General features: G+C 72.7%; 15 protein-coding genes. 10 read left to right on the top strand and 5 right to left on the bottom strand.

The genetic code is table 11. The annotated features are described in order from the left end of the window. Positions 1–36: 36 nt before the first annotated feature. From ACZ7LY_RS14990 to ACZ7LY_RS14955, 8 genes are all read left to right on the top strand, one after another. A complete protein-coding gene (locus ACZ7LY_RS14990; RefSeq protein ID WP_471624997.1) occupies positions 37–1,140 on the top strand; it encodes a quinone-dependent dihydroorotate dehydrogenase in 1,104 nt (367 codons plus the stop codon). Beyond that, a complete protein-coding gene (gene pyrF / locus ACZ7LY_RS14985) occupies positions 1,137–1,985 on the top strand; it encodes an orotidine-5'-phosphate decarboxylase (protein ID WP_471624996.1) in 849 nt (282 codons plus the stop codon). The genes ACZ7LY_RS14990 and pyrF overlap by 4 nt, the downstream gene beginning before the upstream one ends. 322 nt (positions 1,986–2,307) lie before the next feature. Next, a complete protein-coding gene (locus ACZ7LY_RS14980; protein WP_438488987.1) occupies positions 2,308–2,631 on the top strand; it encodes an integration host factor in 324 nt (107 codons plus the stop codon). A gap of 61 nt (positions 2,632–2,692) precedes the next feature. Then, the gene (gene gmk / locus ACZ7LY_RS14975) at positions 2,693–3,286 is read left to right on the top strand and encodes a guanylate kinase (protein WP_471624995.1); all 594 of its coding nucleotides are present in this window, start codon (positions 2,693–2,695) and stop codon (positions 3,284–3,286) included. Between the two features lie 50 nt (positions 3,287–3,336). Next, positions 3,337–3,609: a DNA-directed RNA polymerase subunit omega gene (gene rpoZ, locus ACZ7LY_RS14970; protein ID WP_005319902.1), complete on the top strand. Its 273-nt coding sequence runs from the start codon at positions 3,337–3,339 to the stop codon at positions 3,607–3,609. Between the two features lie 100 nt (positions 3,610–3,709). Continuing rightward, positions 3,710–4,927: a bifunctional phosphopantothenoylcysteine decarboxylase/phosphopantothenate--cysteine ligase CoaBC gene (gene coaBC / locus ACZ7LY_RS14965; protein ID WP_471624994.1), complete on the top strand. Its 1,218-nt coding sequence runs from the start codon at positions 3,710–3,712 to the stop codon at positions 4,925–4,927. A gap of 300 nt (positions 4,928–5,227) precedes the next feature. After that, on the top strand, positions 5,228–6,436 hold the full coding sequence (gene metK, locus ACZ7LY_RS14960; protein ID WP_471624993.1) for a methionine adenosyltransferase: 1,209 nt from the start codon (positions 5,228–5,230) through the stop codon (positions 6,434–6,436). A 279-nt stretch (positions 6,437–6,715) separates the two neighbouring features. Continuing rightward, a complete protein-coding gene (locus ACZ7LY_RS14955) occupies positions 6,716–8,863 on the top strand; it encodes a primosomal protein N' (protein ID WP_471624992.1) in 2,148 nt (715 codons plus the stop codon). A 389-nt stretch (positions 8,864–9,252) separates the two neighbouring features. On the opposite strand, the gene ACZ7LY_RS14950 is transcribed toward ACZ7LY_RS14955, so the two are convergent. Beyond that, a complete protein-coding gene (locus ACZ7LY_RS14950) occupies positions 9,253–10,764 on the bottom strand; it encodes an LCP family protein (RefSeq protein ID WP_471624991.1) in 1,512 nt (503 codons plus the stop codon). A 129-nt stretch (positions 10,765–10,893) separates the two neighbouring features. Here ACZ7LY_RS14950 and ACZ7LY_RS14945 point away from each other — a divergent pair, with 129 nt between their 5' ends. After that, complete coding sequence (locus ACZ7LY_RS14945; protein WP_471624990.1) at positions 10,894–11,928, top strand: glycosyltransferase family 2 protein; 1,035 nt, start codon at positions 10,894–10,896, stop codon at positions 11,926–11,928. Between the two features lie 44 nt (positions 11,929–11,972). Here the strand turns inward: ACZ7LY_RS14945 and ACZ7LY_RS14940 are convergent, their stop codons facing one another. The 4 genes from ACZ7LY_RS14940 to ACZ7LY_RS14925 form a co-directional block, all read right to left on the bottom strand. Further along, positions 11,973–13,658 carry an LCP family protein gene (locus ACZ7LY_RS14940; protein WP_471624989.1) on the bottom strand — a complete coding sequence of 562 codons (1,686 nt, stop codon included), beginning with the start codon at positions 13,656–13,658 and terminating at the stop codon, positions 11,973–11,975. An 87-nt stretch (positions 13,659–13,745) separates the two neighbouring features. Beyond that, on the bottom strand, positions 13,746–15,443 hold the full coding sequence (locus ACZ7LY_RS14935) for an LCP family protein (protein WP_471624988.1): 1,698 nt from the start codon (positions 15,441–15,443) through the stop codon (positions 13,746–13,748). Positions 15,444–15,676: 233 nt separating this feature from the next. Then, positions 15,677–16,933, bottom strand: coding sequence for an LCP family protein (locus tag ACZ7LY_RS14930; protein WP_471624987.1), 1,257 nt, complete (start codon positions 16,931–16,933; stop codon positions 15,677–15,679). A 125-nt stretch (positions 16,934–17,058) separates the two neighbouring features. Next, positions 17,059–17,802, bottom strand: a complete 744-nt coding sequence (locus tag ACZ7LY_RS14925; RefSeq protein ID WP_471624986.1) for a TIGR03089 family protein — start codon at positions 17,800–17,802, stop codon at positions 17,059–17,061. A 433-nt stretch (positions 17,803–18,235) separates the two neighbouring features. Here ACZ7LY_RS14925 and ACZ7LY_RS14920 point away from each other — a divergent pair, with 433 nt between their 5' ends. Next, a complete protein-coding gene (locus ACZ7LY_RS14920; RefSeq protein WP_471624985.1) occupies positions 18,236–19,609 on the top strand; it encodes a peptidoglycan recognition protein family protein in 1,374 nt (457 codons plus the stop codon). Positions 19,610–19,683 lie beyond the last annotated feature (74 nt).

The following is a 19,683-nucleotide window of genomic DNA, read 5'->3' as shown; positions in this document are numbered from 1 at the left end:
GCGCCCCAAGGAACCGAGCCCCAAGGAACCGAGCCCATGTACAAGCTGTTCTTCCGCCTCGTCTTCACGCGCATGGACCCCGAGAAGGCCCACTACCTGGCCTTCCGCTGGATCCGGCTCGCCGCCCGCACCCCCGTCCTGCGCACCTTCGTCGCCGCCGTCCTCGCGCCCCGCTACAAGGAGCTGCGCACCGAGGCGCTGGGCCTGCGCATGCACGGCCCCTTCGGCCTCGCCGCCGGCTTCGACAAGAACGCCGTCGCCATCGACGGCATGGCCATGCTCGGCTTCGACCACATCGAGATCGGCACCGTCACCGGCGAACCGCAGCCCGGCAACCCCAAGAAGCGCCTGTTCCGGCTGGTCCCGGACCGCGCCCTGATCAACCGCATGGGCTTCAACAACGAGGGCTCGCTCGCCGTCGCCGCGCGCCTCGCCTCCCGTACGCCCGCCTTCAGGACCACCGTCGGCGTCAACATCGGCAAGACCAAGGTCGTCCCCGAGGCGGAGGCCGTCGCCGACTACGTGAAGTCCACCGAGCGCCTCGCCGCGTTCGCCGACTACCTCGTCGTCAACGTCTCCTCGCCCAACACCCCCGGCCTGCGCAACCTCCAGGCCACCGAGGCGCTGCGCCCCCTGCTGACCGCCGTGCGCGAGGCCGCCGACCGCACCGTCCGCTCCCGCCGCGTGCCGCTCCTGGTGAAGATCGCGCCCGACCTCGCGGACGAGGACATCGACGCCGTCGCCGACCTCGCCGTCGAGCTGGACCTGGACGGCATCATCGCCACCAACACCACGATCTCCCGCGCGGGCCTGACGACCCGGGGCTCCGTCGTCGAGGAGACCGGCGGCCTGTCCGGCGCGCCCCTCAAGGAGCGCTCTCTTGAGGTCCTGCGGCGCCTCTACGCGCGCGTGGGCGACCGGATCACCCTCGTGGGCGTCGGCGGCATCGAGAACGCCGAGGACGCCTGGCAGCGCATCCTCGCGGGCGCCACCCTCATCCAGGGCTACTCGGCCTTCATCTACGAGGGCCCCTGCTACGCCCGCGCGATCCACAAGGGCCTCGCCGCCCGCCTGAACAACTCCCCGTACCCCACCCTCGCCGACGCCGTCGGCGCCGACGTGAAGAAGGCCGCCGCATGAACGCCCCCGAGCCCTTCGGCGCCCGTCTGCGCCGCGTCATGGACGAGCGCGGCCCGCTCTGCGTCGGCATCGACCCGCACGCCGCCCTCCTCGCCTCCTGGGGCCTGGACGACGACATCGCGGGCCTGGAGACCTTCACGCGCACCTGCGTCGAGGCGCTGGCCGACACGGTCGCCGTGGTCAAGCCCCAGATGGCGTTCTTCGAGCGGTTCGGCTCGCGCGGCATCGCCGTCCTGGAGAGCGCCGTGGCCGAGCTGCGCGCCGCGGGCACCCTCGTCGTCATGGACGCCAAGCGCGGCGACATCGGCTCGACCATGGCCGCGTACGCCGAGACGTACCTGCGACCCGGGGCGCCCCTGTTCAGCGACGCGCTGACCGTCTCGCCCTACCTCGGCTACGGCTCGCTCAAGCCCGCCGTCGACCTCGCGCGCGAGTCGGGCGCCGGCCTCTTCGTGCTCGCCCTCACCTCCAACCCGGAGGGCGGCGAGGTGCAGCACGCGGTGCGCGCAGACGGGCGGGACGTGGGCGCGACCATGCTGGCCCGGCTCGCCGAGGAGAACGCGGGCGCGAGCCCCCTCGGCTCGTTCGGCGCGGTCGTCGGGGCCACGCTCGGGGACCTCTCCTCGTACGAGCTGGACGTCAACGGTCCGCTTCTCGCGCCCGGCATCGGGGCGCAGGGCGCGACGGCCGCGGATCTGCCCCGCGTCTTCGGCGCCGCGGCCCGCAACGTCGTACCGAACGTGAGCCGCGCGGTCCTCCAGGCGGGTCCGTCCGCCGGCGCGCTCAAGGACGCGGCGGCGCGCTTCGCGGACGAGGTGCGCGAGGCCGTGGCGGGGGCGCGCTGAGGGGCGCCCGGGACCCCGCGCGGGCGCGGTCGGAGGTGGCACGGCGTGCCGACCTTCGGCCGCGCGCCCGTATCCGGACCGATTTCGGCGTCGTTATGTCCTTTATGTCCGCGTCTACCAAGGCTGACCAGGACTTTTCGTCTGTTCTCGCTGACTCAGAGGGCTCAGGCCGCTAGTCTCCGACCAGTGGGGGCCGCTCCCACCTCCGTCCAGGCGGTGGGGGAGAACGGGCAGGCAAGTCGCTCGTTGCTCCCCAGGTGAGGGGCGACCAGGTTCCTCACCGGTCCGTATCCGACAGTTCGACATCCGAGGTGACGTAGGCGTGGCTCTTCCGCCCCTTACCCCTGAACAGCGCGCAGCCGCGCTCGAAAAGGCCGCCGCGGCTCGCCGGGAGCGGGCCGAGGTCAAGAATCGACTCAAGCACTCCGGCGCCTCCCTCCACGAGGTCATCCAGCAGGGCCAGAAGAACGACGTCATCGGCAAGATGAAGGTCTCCGCCCTGCTCGAGTCCCTCCCCGGCGTGGGCAAGGTGCGCGCCAAGCAGATCATGGAGCGCCTCGGGATCTCCGAATCCCGCCGGGTGCGCGGTCTCGGCTCCAACCAGATCGCCTCCCTGGAGCGCGAGTTCGGCAGCACCGGCGCCTGAGTGACCGGGACCGGCTCCGGGGCTGGTCCCGCCACTGCGGAACAACTGGAATAATCGCCGCATGGCTGCAACATCCCGGGGGACGACCCCCGAGCCCCCGGACGTACGTCCGCGGCTGACCGTGCTCTCCGGCCCCTCCGGGGTCGGCAAGAGCACGGTCGTCGCTCATATGCGCAACGAGCACCCCGAGGTCTGGCTCTCGGTGTCGGCGACGACCCGCAAGCCGCGCCCCGGCGAGAAGGACGGTGTCCAGTACTTCTTCGTCACCGACGAGGAGATGGACAAGCTGATCGCCAACGGCGAGCTGCTGGAGTGGGCCGAGTTCGCGGGCAACCGCTACGGCACGCCCCGCCGCGCCGTCCTCGACCGCCTCGAAGCGGGCGAGCCGGTGCTCCTGGAGATCGACCTGCAGGGCGCCCGCCTGGTCCGCGAGTCGATGCCCGACGCGCAGCTCGTCTTCCTCGCGCCGCCGAGCTGGGACGAACTGGTCCGCAGGCTGACCGGCCGGGGCACCGAGGCGCCCGACGTCATCGAGCGCCGGCTCCAGGCCGCCAAGGTCGAGCTGGCCGCGGAGTCCGAGTTCGACACGACCCTGGTCAACACCTCCGTCGAGGACGTGGCCCGCGAGCTGCTAGCCTTGATGAAGGTTCTTTGATCTTTACCCCAGTCGGGACCCCGGTCCCGGCCCCCATCGGAAGGCAGAGAGTGTCCTCTTCCATCACCGCGCCCGAGGGCATCATCAACCCGCCGATTGATGAGCTGCTTGAGGCCACCGACTCGAAGTACAGCCTGGTCATCTACGCCGCCAAGCGCGCGCGCCAGATCAACGCGTACTACTCGCAGCTCGGTGAGGGCCTGCTCGAGTACGTCGGTCCGCTGGTGGACACCCACGTCCACGAGAAGCCGCTCTCGATCGCCCTCCGCGAGATCAACGCGGGCCTGCTGACGTCCGAGGCCATCGAGGGCCCCGCGCAGTAACGCCTCATTCTCGACGTCATCCCAGGCCCGGCAGCGCATCTGCCGGGCCTGTGGTGTGTCATGGAGGGGTTACGTAACCGAGTGCGGGGAGGCACCGAGAGTGGACAAGCCCAAGATCGTCCTGGGGGTCAGCGGCGGCATCGCGGCCTACAAGGCGTGCGAACTGCTGCGCCGGCTGACCGAGTCCGGGCACGACGTCCGCGTCGTCCCCACCGACTCCGCGCTCCACTTCGTCGGCGCCGCCACCTGGTCCGCGCTCTCCGGCAACCCGGTCTCCACCGAGGTCTGGGACAGCGTGCACGAGGTGCCGCACGTGCGCATCGGCCAGCACGCCGACCTCGTCGTCGTCGCCCCGGCCACCGCCGACATGCTCGCCAAGGCCGCCCACGGCCTCGCCGACGACCTGCTGACCAACACCCTGCTCACCGCCCGCTGCCCGGTCGTCTTCGCGCCCGCCATGCACACCGAGATGTGGGAGCACCCGGCCACCCAGGAGAACGTGGCGACGCTGCGCCGCCGCGGCGCCCATGTCATCGAGCCCGCCGTGGGCCGTCTCACCGGCGTGGACACCGGCAAGGGCCGCTTCCCGGACCCGGCCGAGATCTTCGCGTACGCACGGCGTGTCCTCGCCCGGGGCGACGCGGCCCAGGACCTCGCCGGGCGGCACGTCGTCGTCAGCGCCGGCGGCACCCGCGAACCCCTCGACCCGGTCCGCTTCCTCGGCAACCGCTCCTCCGGCAAGCAGGGGTACGCGCTCGCCGCCACCGCCGCCGCGCGCGGTGCCCGCGTCACCCTCCTCTCGGCCAACGCGGCACTGCCCGACCCGGCGGGCGTCGACGTGGTGCCCGTCGGCACCGCCCTCCAGTTGCGTGAGGCGGTCATCGAGGCCGCCGCCGACGCCGACGCCGTGGTGATGGCCGCGGCCGTGGCCGATTTCCGGCCCGAGACCTACGCCACCGGCAAGATCAAGAAGAAGGACGGCGAGGAGCCCGCGCCCATCGCCCTCGTCCGCAACCCGGACATCCTGGCCGAGGTCTCCGCCCGGCGGGCCCGCGCGGGACAGGTCGTCGTGGGCTTCGCCGCCGAGACCGACGACGTCCTCGCCAACGGCCGCAAGAAGCTCGCCCGCAAGGGCTGTGACCTGCTCGTCGTCAACGAGGTGGGGGAGCGCAAGACGTTCGGCGCCGAGGAGAACGAGGCGGTCATCCTCGGCGCGGACGGCGCCGAGACGCCCGTACCGTACGGGCCCAAGGAGGCGCTCGCCGACCGGATCTGGGACGAGGTCGCCCGCAGGCTGCCCGGCGACGCGACACGGTGAGATCCGGCCGAACCCGGGGGCAACGCGCCCGGGGCGGCGCGCGCGGGGAAAATCCGCGTACGCCCCTCCTGGCGCGTTGAAACCCCGGAAACACGGGAATTTCGGGCGCCCGGTACTCTTCCGAAGAACGATCGTCGTATCGCAGAATGCGGTGTCGCAGGTCACAGCGCTCCCACTTGGCGAGACGCGTGGTCCGACCGCCGAGCACGACCGATAAACTGTTCTCGGACGTCCACGGGCGCAGCTCCCGTACCGTCCGTCAATGATCAGCCAGCAGCCGCTGCAACCACAGGGAGCGTTGTGTCCCGTCGCCTGTTCACCTCGGAGTCCGTCACCGAGGGTCACCCCGACAAGATCGCTGACCAGATCAGCGACACCATTCTCGACGCGCTGCTCCGCGAGGACCCCACGTCCCGTGTCGCCGTCGAGACGCTGATCACCACCGGCCTCGTGCACGTGGCCGGCGAGGTCACCACCAAGGCCTACGCGGACATCCCGTCCCTGGTCCGCGACAAGATCCTCGACATCGGCTACGACTCCTCGAAGAAGGGCTTCGACGGCGCGTCCTGCGGCGTCTCGGTCTCCATCGGGTCGCAGAGCCCCGACATCGCGCAGGGCGTCGACACGGCGTACGAGAAGCGCGTCGAGGGCGACGACGACGAGCTGGACAAGCAGGGCGCCGGCGACCAGGGCCTGATGTTCGGCTACGCGTGCGACGAGACGCCGGAGCTGATGCCGCTCCCGATCCACCTCGCGCACCGCCTGTCGCGCCGCCTGTCCGAGGTCCGCAAGAACGGGACGATCCCCTACCTGCGCCCCGACGGCAAGACCCAGGTCACCATCGAGTACGACGGCGACAAGGCGGTCCGCCTGGACACGGTCGTCGTCTCCTCGCAGCACGCCAGCGACATCGACCTGGACTCGCTGCTCGCCCCCGACATCCGTGAGTTCGTCGTCGAGCCCGAGCTGAAGGCGCTCGTCGAGGACGGCATCAAGCTGGAGACGGACGGCTACCGCCTGCTGGTGAACCCGACCGGCCGCTTCGAGATCGGCGGCCCGATGGGTGACGCAGGGCTCACCGGCCGCAAGATCATCATCGACACGTACGGCGGCTACGCCCGCCACGGCGGCGGCGCCTTCTCCGGCAAGGACCCGTCCAAGGTGGACCGTTCGGCCGCCTACGCCATGCGCTGGGTCGCCAAGAACGTCGTCGCGGCCGGGCTCGCCGCCCGCTGCGAGGTCCAGGTCGCGTACGCGATCGGCAAGGCCGAGCCCGTCGGTCTCTTCGTCGAGACCTTCGGCACCAACACGGTCGACACCGACAAGATCGAGACGGCCATCGCCGAGGTCTTCGACCTGCGCCCGGCCGCCATCATCCGCGACCTCGACCTGCTGCGCCCGATCTACGCCCAGACGGCCGCCTACGGTCACTTCGGGCGTGCGCTGCCCGACTTCACCTGGGAGAAGACGGACCGCGTGGACGCGCTGCGCAAGGCCGCGGGGCTCTAGCCTTTCTGGTCTCCGCGAAGCCCGGTCCTCCGTGTGGGGGCCGGGCTTCGGCGCGTTCGGGTGTTTCGGTCCTGCCCGGGGGCTTTGGTGGGGGAGGGTGGCTGGTCGTCTGCGCGGGGGCTGGGCTTTGACGGGTGCGGGCGTCCGGTCCGGCCTTTGGGGGCTGGGCCTTGGCGGGTGCGGGCGTTCGGTTCTGCCTCGGGCTTCCCCTGTGTGCCTGCCGGGCCGGGCTTCGGCGGGCGCCGGGCGATGTCAGAGCGCTCTGGTAGGAATGCACGTGTGAGCAGCGAGAACGACACCCCCGAGCCGCCGGCCGCCGGCGAGCCGGAGCAGCTTGCGCTGATCCGGGAGAGCGTGCGCCGGGCCAAGAAGCCGAAGGCGAAGCCGCGGACCTGGCGCGGGGCGCCGCTCGCGGAGCACCTGCCGGTCGCGCGCGTGCTCGTCGACAAGGGAGTGCTCCACCTCGACCGGTACTTCGAGTACGCGGTGCCCAAGGAGCTGGACGAGACCGCGCGTCCTGGCGTCCGCGTCCGGGTCCGCTTCGGCGCCGGCAGCAAGAACGTGCGGGACGGGCGCCGGGAGGGCGGCGGCCTGATCGACGGGTTCCTCATCGAGCGCGTCGCCGAGGCCGAGTACCAGGGGCCGCTGGCCGCGCTCGCCCAGGTCGTGTCGCCCGAGCCCGTCCTCGACCCCGAACTGCTCGGCCTGACGCGGGCCGTCGCCGACCGGTACGCGGGCAGCCTCGCGGACGTCCTGCAACTGGCCGTGCCGCCGCGGCACGCGCAGGCCGAGGCCCGCGAGTTCCCCGCCCCGCCCCCGGCGCCCTCCGCGCCCGCGCCGGGCTCCTGGCAGCGCTACGAGCGGGGCCCCGACCTGCTGGCCTCCCTCGCCTCCGGGGGCGCCCCGCGTGCCGTGTGGACGGCACTGCCGGGCCCCGAGTGGGCCACCGAGATCGCCCTCGCCGTCCGCGCGACCCTCGCGGCCGGGCGCGGCGCGCTCGTCGTCGTGCCTACGGTACGGCTCGCCGCCCGCGTCGATCAGGCGCTCGGCGCGGTCCTCGGGCCCGGCCAGCACGCGCTGCTCACGGCGGACGCGGGGCAGCAGCGGCGCTACGAGGAGTGGCTCGCCGTGCGGCGCGGCGCGGTGCGGGCCGTGGTCGGGACGCGGGCCGCGATGTTCGCGCCCGTACGGGACCTCGGGCTCGTCGTCGTCTGGGACGACGGGGACGCCCATCACAGCGACGACCACGCGCCCTTCCCGCACGTCCGCGAGGTGCTGGAACTGCGGGCCACCCGGGACAAGTGCGCGTTCCTGCTCGGCGGTTGGGGGTGCACGGTCGAGGCGGCGCAGCTCGTGCGCAGCGGCTGGGCCGGGGCCGTCGCCGCCCCCCGCGAGGTCGTGCGCCGCGTCGCGCCCCTGGTGCGGACCGTCGGTGACCTGGATGTCGCGCGGGACGAGGCGGCCCGCGCCGCGCGGCTGCCGAGCATCGCGTGGGAGGTCGCGCGGACGGCGCTGCGGGAGGGGCCGGTGCTCGTGCAGGTGCCCCGGCGGGGGTACGTGCCCCGGCTCGCGTGCCAGCGCTGCCGTGAACCGGCGCGCTGCCGGCACTGCGCGGGCCCGCTGGAGGCGCGGCAGGCGGCGGGGGAGCTGGCGTGCGGGTGGTGCGGGCGCGACGAGCCGCACTGGGTGTGCGCGGAGTGCGGGGGCGTGCGGCTGCGGGCGCAGGTCGTCGGCGCGCGGCGCACCGCGGAGGAATTGGGGCGGGCGTTTCCCGCCGTGCCGGTACGGACCTCAGGGCGCGAGCAGGTCCTCGACACCGTGCCCGGCGATCCGGCGCTCGTGGTCAGCACGCCGGGGGCGGAACCGGTGGCGGAGGGCGGGTACGCGGCGGCGCTGCTCCTCGACGGGTGGGCGATGCTCGGGCGGCCCGATCTGCGCGCCGGCGAGGACGCGCTGCGGCGCTGGATCGCGGCGGCCGCCCTCGTCCGGCCCCAGGAGCGCGGGGGGACCGTCGTCGTCATGGCCGAGCCGACGCTGCGGCCCGTACAGGCGCTCGTGCGGTGGGATCCGGTCGGGCATGCGGTGCGGGAGCTGGCGGACCGGGCCGAACTGGGGTTTCCACCGGTGTCCCGGATGGCGGCGGTCAGTGGGGTGCCGGAGGCGGTCTCCGGGTTCCTCGGGGCGGTGGAACTGCCGTCCGACGCGGAGGTGTTGGGGCCGGTGCCGGTGGCTGACGCGGGGGTGGGGGGTTCGCGGCGGCCTGGGGGGCCGCCGGTGGGGGAGCGGTGGGAGCGGGCGCTTATTCGGGTGCCGCCGGGGAGTGGGGCGGCGCTGGCCCATGCGCTCAAGCTGGCGCAGGCGTCCCGTATGGCCCGGGGCACGACAACCCCGATCCGCCTACGAGTAGACCCCCCCGACATCGGCTAGCCCGAAGGGCCCGGCTGGCGCTCAGACCAGCCCCGTCAGGGGCGCGGGGAACTGCGCGCTCAGCCACGACGCACCCGGCACTCTGGGGCTCCGCCCCAGCCCCCGCTCCTCAATCGCCGGAGGGGCTGGGTGTTGGCGGCGAGGCCAGCCCCGTAAGGGGCGCGGGGAACTGCGCGAGAAGCCCCACCGGGGCTGCACCCGAGGCACAACGTGTTCGCACCCGGCGCTGGGGTGCCGCCTTGCCCACCCTGCCGCCCCAGGCGGCAGATTGCCCAAGGCGGGGGCGGGCGGCGCCTAAGAGTCACCGGCGCTGACAGCCCCGTAAGGGGCGCGGGGAACTGCGCGACCAGCCACGATGCAACCGGCACTCTGGGGAACTGGCGCGGAGGTCAGGAAGACGGGCCGCAAGAGACCTCGCCGCCAGTTACCGCACCGTACGCCCCCGCCGCCCGAGGCGACTCCGCGCGAACCGCCTCGACCCCCTTCCAGTCCGCCCCGGCGACCACCTTCATGAGCGGCCCACGCCCCGGCACGGCCCGCATCTGCGCATACGGCAGCGCAGCCCGCACGGACGCCGCCGACCGGTCCCACCGGGGGTCGTACAGCACGACGGTCCGCTCGACCCCCCGCCCCGCCGCGTTCACCGGCACCCCCGTCGTACGGAACCCCGTACCGCGCAGCGCCGCGTCCGCCTGCCGCCCGAGCCCCGCCGTAGGCGTCCCGTTCTCGACCTGCACCTGGATCTGCTCCGGCGCCACGTCCACGACCGCCGCCGGCTTCTTGTGGGGCCCCGCGCCCGCCGCCCGCGCCGGCGGCGGGGCCAGCGGCTTGTCCTCGCGCAGCGCGTCGAACAGCTTGCGGGACTTGTCCTCGTCCCACTTCACGGTCGAGCCGATCCCGGGCACGGGGTAGCTGACGTTCCCGAGCGGCACGGTCGTGAACTCCGACGACGACGGCGAGAACCCGCGCATCGCCCGCGCCAGCTCCACCATCTGATCCGTCCCGAACCCCTTGTCCGCCCGTACGGAACTGAGCAGGGAGCGCGCCACCTCCCGGAACCGCACCGGGTTCAGCAGCACCCCCGACTTCGTCGTCTCGGCGATGAGCGAGGCCATGAACCGCTGCTGGCGCTGCATCCGGCCCAGGTCGCCCTCGCCGTCGGTGTGCCGGGCCCGTACATACTGCAGAGCCTGCCCGCCATTGAGGCGGTGCCTGCCGGGGCCGAGGTCGAGCCCGGTGTAGGAGTCCTTCAGGGGGCGCGCGGTGCACACCTCGACCCCGCCGAGCACGTCGACCGTCTTCATGAAGCTCGTGAAGTCGACCTCCAGATAGTGGTCGATCTTGACGTGCGTCATGTCCTCGACCGTCCGCAGCGTCAGCGCCGGCCCGCCCTCCGCGTACGCCGCGTTGATCTTCACGGGGTGCGCGCGGTGCTTCTCGCCGCTGTTGCGGTCGGTGTGCTCGGGCAGCATCGCGTACGAGTCCCGGGGCACGGAGACCACCGAGGCGCGGTCGTGGTCGGCGGAGATGTGCACGATCATGATCGTGTCCGTGCAGTGGCAGGGCGCCCCGCCGAGCCGGTACGCGCGCTTCTCCTCGGGGCTGATCCGGTCCCGGCCGTCGGTGCCGACGAGCAGTACGTTCATGCCGTGGCCGGCGGCCGGCCGGTTCTTCATGTCCTTGAACAGGTCGATGCGGTCGATGCCGCTGTCCAGGCCGCTGACGAGGGCGTGCCCGATGCCCGCGGCGGCCAGCACGGTCACCGACAGGGTCGTGGCGAGCCGCATGGCCCAGCGCGGCCTGCGCCGGCGCGGCCCGCGCCCCGGCGAGGGGTTCGGCCCGGGCCCCCGGGGACGCTGGGGACGCGGCGGTGGGGCGGGGGAGCGGGGCGGTGCGGGCACGGGGGACACCTCCGCGGAAGCGGGCCGGCGTGGGATCGTGAGCACCGTAGGCCGATACGATCTCCACTCCGCGGTAGCGACCCGGGCGGCGCGCGACCGTGTCCCCCATTAGCGGTAACGTGACCCGCGATGAACGCCAACGCCAACACCGCCGAACCGCTCCCGGCCGTCTCCGTGATCATGCCCATCCTCAACGAGGAGCGGCATCTGCGCGAGGCCGTCGAAGCGATCCTCGCGCAGGAGTACGACGGCGAGATGGAGGTCGTGCTCGCCCTCGGCCCCTCCAGCGACCGCACGGACGAGATCGCCGCGCTGCTCGCCGCCGAGCACCCGCGCGTGCACACCGTGCCGAACCCGACCGGCCGCACGCCCGCCGCGCTGAACGCCGCCATCAAGGCGTCCCGGCACCCCGTCGTCGTCCGCGTCGACGGCCACGCCGCGCTCTCCGCCGGGTACATCGCCACCGCGGTGCGCCTCCTTGAGGAGACCGGCGCGATGAACGTCGGCGGCATCATGCACGCCCAGGGCACCAACGCGTGGGAGGAGGCCGTCGCCGCCGCGATGACCTCCAAGATCGGCGTGGGCAACGCGGCGTTCCACACCGGCGGCGAGGCGCAGCAGGCCGAGACGGTCTACCTGGGCGTCTTCCGCCGCGAGGTCCTGGAGCGGCTCGGCGGCTACAACGAGGAGTTCATCCGCGCCCAGGACTGGGAGCTGAACTTCCGCATCCGCGAGTCCGGCGGCCTGATCTGGTTCTCGCCGGAGCTGAAGGTCTCCTACCGGCCCCGGCCGAGCGTGCGGGAGCTGGCGAAGCAGTACCGCAACTACGGCCGCTGGCGGCACGTCGTCGCCCGCTACCACGCCGGCTCGATCAATCTGCGCTACCTCGCCCCGCCGGCCGCCGTGTGCGCCATCGCCGCCGGACTCGTCGTCGGCGCCGCGCTCACCCCCTGGGGCTTCGTCGTCCCCGGCGGCTATCTCGCGGCGATCGTCGCGGGCTCGGTGCCGGCCGGCAAGGGGCTCGGACTCCGGGCCCGCGCGCAGATCCCCGTCGCCCTCGCCACCATGCACATGTCGTGGGGCTGGGGCTTCCTCACCAGCCCGAAGTCCCTGGCGAAGCGGGTCATCGCCTCCCGCCGCCCCGCGGCCCTCGCCGCCAAGTAGCGCGCCGGGCGCGGGAGTTCACACCCCCGCGCCCGCTGCCGCCGCTACCACCGGTAGCCGGGCTCGACCTTCATGCAGGCGGTGTCGTCCGCGCCGTTCTGCGTCTGCTCCTTGTCGAGCGCCTTGTCCGCGCCGTCATCGGCCGCGCCCTTCGGATAGCGCGTGCCGGTGCGCCAGTCGGCGCCGACGACGAGGGTCACCCCGGACACCTGCGTCGACTTCTTCACCGCACCGGCCGGCACCCCGAGCGCCTTGGCGACGGCCAGCGCGTCACCCTTCAGATCGGCCGACGGATAGCGGATCACCGTGTGCTCCTCGCCCTGCGCCTGCGCCTGGTCGGCGACCGCCTGCGTGAAGCCCTCGCCGGTGAGGGTCTGCGCGACCTGCCGGGCCCGGCCGGGCACCGGGGCCGTCGTCGCCGTCCGCGTGCCGTTGCGGACCTGCACCGCGATCTTGTCGTCGGGCGAGGCCGGATCGGCGGAGGACTCGGCGGCCGGCTTCTTGCGGCCCTTGCCGTCGAGCGGTACGTCGTCGCGGATCAGCCGCCACAGCGCCTGCGCGGCACCCTCCTTGGGGGCGACGCGGGCACCCACGTACACGAACGGCATCGTCGTCATCGTGATGCGGTCGGGCTCGGGCTGCTTCAACTCGTTGCTCAGGTCGTACAGCTTCTTGACGGTGTCGAGGCCGTCGTCCACGTGCAGGGCGCGCGTGGCCTCCTCGGCGAGCATGCGCAGCCGGTTGGGGTGCGTGAACGTGGCGTTCTTGCGCAGCTCACGCACCATCGCGCTCATGTACATGTGCTGGGCCTTGGCGCGCGCGATGTCGCTGCCGTCCTCGAAGCCGTGCCGGGTGCGCAGCCACTGGAGGGCCTTCTTGCCCTTGACGTACGTGGTGCCCTTCTTCAGCCGCAGGCCCGAGCCCTCGCCCCGGCTGTTGCGCGAGTACACGTTGGCGTCGACGCAGACCGGGACGCCGCCGACCGCGTCCGCCATCGACACGACGCCCGAGAAGTCGACCATCATGAAGTGGTCGATCGAGACGCCGGTCATCTGCTCCCACAGGGCGACCGTGCAGCCGGGGCCGCCGCGCCCCAGCGACTCGTTGACCATGCGCCGCGAGACCGTCGCCTCGTACACCCGGCCGGTCTTCGGGTCGGTGCACTTGGGCAGCGGGGCGAGCGTGTCACGGGGCATGCTGACCACCGACATGTTGCTGCGGTCCGCCGACAGGTGCACCAGCATCTGCACGTCCGCGAGCGGCGGCGCCCCCACGCTCGCCTTGGCCCCGCCGAGCTTCAGATTGGCCTTGGAGTTACGGCTGTCCGAGCCGATCACGAGGATGTTCAGCGGGGTCTGGCCGGCCGCGTTCGGCGTGGGCTTGGCGACCTTGTGCTCGCCGAGGTTCAGCTTGTCCGTCGTGATGTTGCTGTTGAGGTGCCGGTAGTAGAGATAGCCGGCGCCGGCCGTGCCGACGACGAGCACCGCGACCGAGAGCGCCGCCCAGCGCAGTATCCGGCGGCGGCGCCTGCGCGGTCTGCCGCCGGTGCGCCTGCGCCGCCCGTGCCCCGGCCGGCCGTCCGCGTCCGTGCCGCCCCGCCCCGGCCCGGACCCCGGTGCGGAATCCTTTCCGTACGGTGCTTCCTCATGCCCCGTGTCGCCGGCCCGCGGCACGCCGTGCGCGTGCCCGGCCGGCCGTGAGCGCTCTTTGCGCACACCGGTTCTCCCCATGTCCTGCCCCACCCTCCCCGCCCCACGGCCATGACTCGGCCGCCCCGCTGTCGTGTGGTGAGACAGTCAGAGGGCGGCCGAGGTTGGTCACTTGGCGCACACAGTTTTGTCCGCCGTCGTCTTGTCCACGTCCGGCGCCTTCGCGTTGGTGCTGTCCAAGGGCGTCCCCGGGCCCTGGAAGTCGGCGCCGAGGACGAGGATCATCGCCGGCAGTCCCTGGTCGTTCTTCTCGCTCTTGCCCGGCTTGAGCGCCGAGCCGGGCAGCCCCATGATGTCGGCCAGCGCGCGCGCCTGGTCGGCCTGGTCGGGCGCGTACTCCAGGGTCGTCTTCTTCTGGTTCTTCGGCGCGTTGCCCAACTGGCTGGACTTGAGGACCTGCTGCTGGTTCTGCAGCCAGGTCAGCGTCGTGCTCGCCGAGCCGGGGGGCGCGCCGCCGTTGTAGATGTCGACGCGCACGTCGCCGGGCGTGGACCGCTTGCCCTTGAGCTTCGCCGCGTCGGCCGCCTTCGCCTGCGCCTGCGCCTTCTTCTTCGTCGCCGTCAGCGAGACATCGCCCTTGATGGCGTTGAAGACCTGCGGGGCGCGCGTCTGGTCGACGACGACCGTCGCGTGCACCTTCTCCGCCGGGTTGTCGATGACGGGCGTCGTCACGAACGACAGGTTCTTCGGCGGCACCTTCTTGATCTCGAGGGCGACGTCCTTGAGGGCCGTCAGGCTGCCGATGCCCTGGTCGACGGTGAGCGCCTTGGTGGCGGCCTCCGCGAGACTGGTGAGCTTGCGCGGGTTGGTCAGCGTGTCGCTCGAACTCATCTTGCGGGCCAGCGACCCGAGGAACTGCTGCTGCACCTTGATCCGGTCCAGGTCGCCCTGGTTGCCGAAGCTGTGCCGGGTGCGCAGGAACGCGAGCGCGTCCTCGCCCGCCAGATTGTGCTTGCCCGCGTCCAGTTTCAGATGCGAGTCGGGGTCGTCGACGTTCTTGGCGACGCAGACCTCGACGCCGCCGACCGCGCTGGAGAGCGTCTTGACCGCGTTGAAGTCGGCCATCATGAAGTGGTCGACGGTGATCCCGGTGACCGCCTTGACGGTCTTCATCGTGCAGCCGGGGTCCCGGCCGTCCTGCCCGAGACTGGTGTTGAACCGCACCTTCTGCGAGCCGGGGATCACCTTCCCGTCGACCTCGCAGTCCGGCACGTCCACGATCAGGTCGCGGGGGATGGACAGCACCGTCGCGTTGGTGCGGTCCTTGGAGACGTGCAGCAGCACATTGGTGTCGGCGTGGCCGACGCTGCCCTTGTCGCCGTAGCCCTCGTTGCCCTTGCCGGTGCGCTTGTCGGTGCCGATGACGAGGATGTTGAACGCCTCGTCCTTGCTGAAGCCGTCCTTGGCCTCAGGGGTGTCGGTGACCGTCAGGTTCCCGTTCAGATGCTCGTAGTAGAAGTACAGCCCGCCGGCGGCGGCCAGGATGACGAACGCGGTGCCGCCCGCCGTCCAGCCGAGGATCTTCTTCGCCTTGGACTGCTTCTTCGGACGCGAGCGGCGCCGGCCGGCCGCGGCGCGCTGCGACTCGGCGGGCTCGCGCCGCCTGCGCTGCGAGGGCACCTCACGCTCCCGCCGCTCGCGCGGCTCCTGCTGCGGCGGGCGGCGGCGCGAGGCACGCGGCTCGGGCACCGGCGACTGCCCAGAGGAAGGGGTCAGTCGCAGTTCGTAGTCGCCGGTCTCGGGGTTGAGCACCCACTGGTCTGCGGGGTCGACATGGTCAGCCCGCCCACGGCCTTGCGCGTCCACGGTTGTCTGAGTCCTCCGTCGGGGCCACGCGGCGCCACACCCCCCTCAAGCGGGCGCCCGGTCTTCGATAAGCAGTGCGCGACCTCGCCCTGGGACATGGCCGGGTGCACCGGATCGCTCACACTATCCGCCCAGTTCAGCGCCTAGCGACGGCGGTGACAAATTCCACTTCCCTACAACTGGGCAATCCGGCGCATATCTTTTGGCCTTGGTGCCCCCGGATGACCTGGGCTTTACCCGCAGGCGGACTGACGGGCCGTACTGCCGCGGAACGTGGGCGCGGGGGAGGGGCTCGCGAAGGCCGCGCCGGGCGCCCCCGGGCCCTTCCCATCGCCTCCCTCCGCGCTCCCCTCGCTCCCCGCGCGCTCCCGCTCGGCGAGGACGTCCGCGGGCGTGTTCTTGGTGACGGCGACGGGGGCGTCCTCACGGAGCCGGGTGAAGAGACGGTCGGCGGCGGGCTGGACGAGCTGGTCGCGGTTGGCGTCGTACACGTACGACTCGCGCGGGACTGTCAGGAACTGGAGGCGGTCCGAGGGGATGTTCCGCATCCCGCGCGCGAGGTCGTACAGGCCGCGCAGGCTCGCCAGGCCCGGGTCGGTGGTCAGGGACGAGGTGGCCGCGTCAAGCAGCGGATAGAGCTTGGCCGGGTTGAGCAGCACCTGACCGCTCTCGATCTTCGTGGCGAGCGCGCCGAGGAAGCGCTGCTGGCGGTCCATCCGGTCGGTGTCGCTGCCGTTGCCGAGCGTCTTGCGGGCCCGGACGTAACCGAGCGCCTGCTCGCCGTCGAGCAGATGCCGCCCCGCGGACAGCTTCAGATGCGCGTCCTTGTCGTCGATCGCCCTGTCGAGGCAGACCTCGACGCCGTCGACCGCGTCCACCATGTTCTTGAACCCGGCGAAGTCGACGACCATGTGATGGTCGATCCGGACGCCCGTCATCTTCTCGACCGTACGGATCGTGCAGGCCGAACCGCCCACCTCGAACGCGTAGTTGAACATGGCGAACATCGGCTCGGTCTGCCGGCCGCCGCGCATCCCGCACGCCGGTACGTCGACCATCAGGTCCCGGGGGAAGGAGACGGCCGTGGCGCTTCTGCGGTCGGCCGCCACATGCAGCAGGATCGTCGTGTCGGAGCGCTGGGTGCCGTCGTTGCGCCCGTACCGGCCATTGGCCCCGGCGCGCGAGTCGGAGCCGATGAGCAGCAGGTTCTGCGCGCCGCCGACGAGGACCGTGGGGCGTTCCTTCTCGTAGCGGGACAGTTCGGCGGCCGCGTCGGTGTCCGCGGTGATGTTCCCTTCGAGCTTCGCGTACAGCGCCCAGCCCGCCCCGCCCGCCACCAGCACCGCGAGCGCCACGCCGAGCGCCGCGCAGCCGAACCGCCGCCTGCGCCTGCGCCGCGTACGGCCCGCGCCGGTGGGGGACGCCCCGGCGCCCGGCCCGTGCGGGGCGCCGCCTCCGGGCTCCGAAGGCGTGGCGGCGGAGTCGGTCACGGGCGGGTCCCCCTCATGGCGACGGAAAAGTGGCGTCGCTACGACCATGGACCGTCACGCGGCGCGCGGCCGGGGGAGTTGCGCCGAACGGGTCGTTCAGGGGGCCCGTCAGGGCGTACGGGGCCTCAGCGGACGCTCGCCGTGACGCGCTCGGCGTCGACGCGGCGGGCGAGGGCGTCGGCGTCCAAGCGGTCGAGATTGCGGCACAGCACGACGGAGCCGCCGCTCGTCAGCGGGGCGTAGAGCCCGGCGGCGAGCCCCCGCCAGGTGTCGAACGCCAGGCCCGACAGGAGGCGGTCTCCCGGCGCGGCCAGCCCGAGCTCCGGCGCGTCGGCGCGGGCCCGCTCCACGATCTGGGCGCCCGTCAGTTCCGTGCCGGCGACGGCCAGCGCGGGCTCGTCCGGGTCCACCGGGGCGAACGGAGCGAAGCGGTCGCCCTGGGCGGGGACCTCGACGGCGTAGTCCACGAAGCCCTCGGGCGGCTGCGGGAACCGGCCGCCCAGGGGGCGCAGCGCCAGTGCGACGCGGTCGCCGGAGCAGGCGCGGGCCTCCTCCAGGGTGTCCGGGCCGCTCACCACGAGGTCGGCGGCGGCCGGGTCGCCCTGCACGTCGGCGAGGACGCCCACGCTGTGGCAGGCCGCCAGCCAGACCGTCGTCTGCCAGTGCGCCGGCAGCAGCAGGGCGAGGCGGTCGCCCGGCTGGGCGTTCAGGTCGCCCTGGAGCAGGTTGGCCGTTTTGGCGACCCAGTTCCGAAACGTGGTGACGGACAGTTCGACGCGTTCGCCGGTGGCGTCGTCGTAGTACGTGACCAGCGGTCGTCCCGGGTCGCCCCCGAGCCCCGCCCACAAAACCTCAGCAACATCACTCACCCCCCAACCCTAAGCGCGGGCGCTGCCGCTTGGGGCGGGTGGTCATCTTTAGGCCGGTAACGGGCTGATCGCGCAGTTCCCCGCGCCCCTGAGGAGTTCTCCGGCCGAGGCCCGCTGCCCTGAACGTTGCGCAGTTCCCCGCGCCCCTGATGGGGCGCTGCCCCCTGAGGTGGGTGGTCATCTTTCGGCCGGTGGCGGGCTGGTCGCGCAGTTCCCCGCGCCCCTGAAGGCGGGGCTTCGCCCCAGCCTTCCCCGATAGAGGTAGCGCACGAAGTGCGCACCGAAGGGGCGCGGGGAACTGCGCGACCAGCCACGACGAAAGTCGAGGATCCCCACCGGCCGGAGCCACCCACTCACCGACGCGGCGTCAGATGTACCCGAACGTCTCATCCCCGATGGCCGCGAACCCCCCTTTATGACCACGATCATGGGCATGCGTGGTATCCGAGCAACCCCCACCGGCGCCGCCCTCACCGCCGCCCTCCCCCTGGCCCTGGCCATGACCGTGACCCTGGCCGCCCACCCCACCACCGCCGCCCCCGGCACCCCGACCCACCCGGCCACCGTCCCCGGCCACACCCAGTCCCTCCCCCTGGGCCCCCTGACCCCGCTGACCGCCCCCCGCGCCGCAGGCACCCGCGCCGCAGGCACCCCGCAGGAGCAGGGCCTGACGCGCCGTGACGTACGCCCGTTCTCCCTGGTCGGCGTCGTCTGGGACGACCCGGACGCCGCGCTGGACGGCCAGGTGCAGGTCCGTACCCGTACGGCGGGCACGACCACGTGGTCGTCGTGGCAGGACCTCCAGACGCACAACGACGACGCCCCGGACCCCGGCACAGCCGAACGCGCCTCGGGCCACGTCCACGGCTCCACCGCCCCCCTGTGGGTGGGCGACAGCGACGGCGTCGAGATCCGCGTCCGCGCCACACCCCCCGCCGCCCGCACGGCCGCACCCCCGCTGCCCAAGGGCCTGCGCCTGGAACTCGTCGACCCGGGCACGACCCCCGCCGACGACCGCGCCACCGACGACCGCGCCACCGACGCCAGCCAGAACGCGAAGGCCGTCGAACAGGAAGCCGCCGCGAACGCGGAACTCGTCCCGCCCGGCGCCACCGCCGTCCCCGCCCTGACCCGCGAGCAGACGCGGGACGAACTCGCCGCCGCCCGGGGCGGAACCCCGGACGCGGGCGAGGCACACCCGTACGTCGGACCGCGCCCGCGCATCATCACCCGCAAGGGCTGGGGCGCCGACGAGAAACTGCGCGAGCGCGACTTCGCGTACACCAAGACCGTGAAGGCCGCGTTCATCCACCACACCGCGTCCGGCAACAACTACCGCTGCTCGCAGGCCCCCGCGGTCATCCGGAGCATCTACCGCTACCACGTCAAGAGCAGCGGCTGGCGTGACATCGGCTACAACTTCCTCGTCGACAAGTGCGGCAACGTCTACGAGGGCCGCGCCGGCGGCATCGCCCGCCCGGTGATGGGCGCCCACACCCTCGGCTTCAACACGAACAGCATGGGCGTCGCCGTCCTCGGCACCTTCGGCACGGCCGCCCCGCCCGCCGCCGCCGTGCGCGCCGTCGCCCGGATCACCGCGTGGAAGCTCGGTCTGTACGGGGCCGACCCGCGTGGGACGACGATTCTGAAGTCCGGCGGTGGCAATCTGTACCGCAAGGGAAAGAATGTGCGACTCAAGGTGATCTCCGGCCACCGGGACGGGTTCGCCACGGAGTGCCCGGGACGCCGTCTCTACGACAAGCTCGGTACGGTCCGGAGCACCGCCGCCCGCCTCCAGGGCCGCTGACGCCGGCCCGGGCGCCCCGCACGGTCTGCATACACTGGCCGGCCGAAAGACAGTTCGGCCGGCCCCAGCAGGAA

The organism is Streptomyces sp. NPDC107550 (assembly GCF_055639095.1).
The sequence above is the reverse complement of the archived record's forward strand: the minus strand, read 5'-3'. Positions and strand labels throughout refer to the sequence as shown.